The 2,822-nt window shown below is 74.1% G+C and carries 4 protein-coding genes; 1 reads left to right on the forward strand and 3 read right to left on the reverse strand.

What is annotated here, in order from left to right; translation table 11 throughout:
• Window positions 1-511 (forward strand): ABC transporter ATP-binding protein (locus AC1DY2_RS19205; protein WP_476763863.1); only part of this gene is annotated, 511 nt, incomplete at its 5' end.
• Here the strand turns inward: AC1DY2_RS19205 and AC1DY2_RS19210 are convergent.
• From AC1DY2_RS19210 to AC1DY2_RS19220, 3 genes are read right to left on the reverse strand one after another with little or no spacing between them, the layout of a single operon-like run.
• Window positions 483-1,310 carry a dimethylarginine dimethylaminohydrolase family protein gene (locus tag AC1DY2_RS19210; protein WP_476763864.1) on the reverse strand — a complete coding sequence of 276 codons (828 nt, stop codon included), beginning with the start codon at window positions 1,308-1,310 and terminating at the stop codon, window positions 483-485. The genes AC1DY2_RS19205 and AC1DY2_RS19210 overlap by 29 nt on opposite strands.
• A complete protein-coding gene (locus AC1DY2_RS19215) occupies window positions 1,304-1,498 on the reverse strand; it encodes a hypothetical protein (RefSeq protein WP_476763865.1) in 195 nt (64 codons plus the stop codon). Before AC1DY2_RS19215 ends, AC1DY2_RS19210 begins: the two co-directional genes overlap by 7 nt.
• A gap of 30 nt (window positions 1,499-1,528) precedes the next feature.
• Complete coding sequence (locus AC1DY2_RS19220; RefSeq protein ID WP_476763866.1) at window positions 1,529-2,623, reverse strand: Glu/Leu/Phe/Val dehydrogenase family protein; 1,095 nt, start codon at window positions 2,621-2,623, stop codon at window positions 1,529-1,531.
• Between the last annotated feature and the right edge of the window lie 199 nt (window positions 2,624-2,822).

The raw sequence follows: 2,822 nt of genomic DNA on the forward strand, positions 1-2,822 counted from the left end.
CGTGCTCCTCGGCGACGACGAGCTGTCGGCGCTAGGCGAGGACGCGCTCGCGGCCGTGCGCCGGGATCGGCTCGGCTACGTGTTCCAGTCGTTCGGGCTCATCCCGGTGCTGTCGGCCGCCGAGAACGTCGAGGTGCCACTGCGCCTGCAGCGGATGCCCGCCGCCGAGCGGAACGCGCGGGTGGCGGAGTCGCTCGAGCTCGTGGGACTCGCCGGCCACGCGGCGCAGCGACCCTACGAGCTCTCGGGCGGTCAGCAGCAGCGCGTCGGGATCGCCCGCGCCCTCGCGGCACGCCCGCAGCTGCTGCTCGCCGACGAGCCCACCGGCCAGCTCGACAGCGGCACGGCGGCCACCGTCATGGACCTCATCGGCGAGCTCGTGCACGCGCGCGGCGTGGCCGCCGTGGTGACCACCCACGACCCGGCGCTCGTGCGCCGAGCCGACCGTGTGCTCGAACTGCACGACGGCCGGGTGCGGGCGACTACCGCACCCGCACCGACAGGCACGTGACGCCGGCCTCGAGCTTCTCGAACTCGTCGATCTCGACGGTCACCACCCGGTAGCCCAGGCCGGCGAGCATCGCTGCGGTCTTCGGGGCCGACGACGACATGAGCAGCGACTCGGGCGACAGCTCGACGACGGCGACGCCCTCGGGCTCGTGCACCGGCAGGAACCGCGGGAAGAGGCTCGGCACGTCGACGAGCGCCGGGTCGCCGATGATGGTGCCGTCGGGCAGCGCGGTCATCGTGCTCTTCRGGTGGAGGGCCTGCGTCACGGGCACCGCGACCACGGAGTAGCCGTGCGGGGTGAGCAGGGCACGGAGCTGGCGGATGCCCTCGGCGTTCGTGCGCGTCGACGCGCCGACGTACACCGTGGACTCCACCTTCAGCACGTCACCGCCGTCGAGGGTGCCGGGCAGCTCGATGCGTCGCACCGTGACGCCGGGAATCGTGGCGATCGTGCGCTCGACCGCCTCGACCTCGGACCGGCGCGACTCGGCGCCCGGGCTCGTGATGATCGCGAGGTCGCCGAAGAGCACCACCGTGTCCTCGACGAACACCGAGTCGGCCAACTCGGGGGCGGCGTCGACCTCGAGCGTCTCCCAGCCCTCGGCGACGAGCGCCGGGTCGCCGATGATGGTGCCGTCGGGCAGCGCGGTCATCGTGCTCTTCAGGTGGAGGGCCTGCGTCACGGGCACCGCGACCACGGAGTAGCCGTGCGGGGTGAGCAGGGCACGGAGCTGGCGGATGCCCTCGGCGTTCGTGCGCGTCGACGCGCCGACGTACACCGTGGACTCCACCTTCAGCACGTCACCGCCGTCGAGGGTACCTGGGGCGACTGCCCGTTGCCGATGAACAGCGCGAACAGCGCGACGAACATCGCCCCGACCGCCACCACGCCCGACGAGGCCAGCACCGCCAGCACCCGCCGACCCCGGGTCGGGGCCGGCCTGTACCGGGCAGGGGCGGGCGTGGGCGTGGCGGCGGGGGACGTCATGGCACGAGCCTATCGGCCGGTGCCGGCCCCTCAGCGCGCGGCGTCGAGGCGTGCCCGCGCGAGCCGCTCGGCCGCCGCGAGGGTGGTGGTGCCGTGCTCGTCGGCCGAGCGCAGCACGGAGGYCACGGTGTCGCCGATGCCCGCGATCCGCGCGTCGAGGGCGGCCTGGTCGGCGCCCGGCTCGCTCGCGACGTCGAGGTAGATGACGCCGCCGGCGTTCACGACGAAGTCGGGCGCCCACACGATGCCGCGCTCGGTGAGGAGGCCGGCGACGTCGCGCGAGGCGAGCTGGTTGTTGGCCGCGCCCACCACGGCGCGGACGCGCAGCGACTCCACGACCTCGTGCGTGAGCACGCCGCCGAGCCCGCAGGGCACGAACACGTCAGCCTCGACGAGGTGCGCCTCGTGGGGCTCGACCCAGGCGGCGCCGAGCTCGTCGGCGAGCGCGCGCTTGGACTCCGCGACATCCGTCACCGTGAGGCGCGCGCCGGCGGCGGCGAGGCTGCGGGCGAGACGACCGCCGACCTGGCCGAGGCCGGCGACGACGAAGTGGCGGCCGGCGATCTCGGGCGAGCCGAAGACGTGGTCGAGGGTGGCGAGGATCGATGCGTGCACGCCGGCGGCGGTGGCATCCGCCGGCTCGCCGACGCCGCCCTGCTCGGGCGGGAGGCCGCAGACGTGCTCGGTGCGCTCGTGCACGACGGCCATGAGCTCGGCGCTGGTGCCGACGTCCTCCGCCGTCATGTAGGCGCCGCCGAGCGACTCGACGGCGTCGCCGAGGTCGAGCATCGCGTCGCGGGTGGTGCGCTCGTCGAGCGTGACACCGGCGGGGATGCACACGACCGACTTGCCGCCGCCGCGCGCGAGGCCGGCCGCGGAGTTCTTCATGGTCATCGCTTGCGAGAGCCGCAGGGCATCGGCGAGGGCGTCGGTCCAGTGGCCGTAGCGCCAGAGGCGGGCGCCGCCGAGGGCCTGGCCGAGTCGCGTCGAGTGCACGGCGACGACGATGGTGAGGCCCGAACGCGGGCCGCGGGTGATGAGGACCCGCTCGTGCTCCGGGGCCTCGGTGGGAAGTGCTGCGCTGACCCCGGCGGCGGGCTTGGCCGGGGCGTGGGTGATCGTCATCGATCGTTCTCCTTGTTCATCCGCTTCGTGGGCGGAACGGTGGTGGGCGCCTTCTGAGCGCCGCTCACCTCAAGGGTACCGCCGTCGCCGGCGGGCGGATGCCGCGGCATCCGTCACCCCGGTCGCGCTCCTGCTCCCACGCCCACGCCATGCATCTTCCTGCGGATATACGATCCGGCGCGCCGCCGTCACCCTGAAC

Source organism: Agromyces sp. P1_H4 (assembly GCF_056405255.1).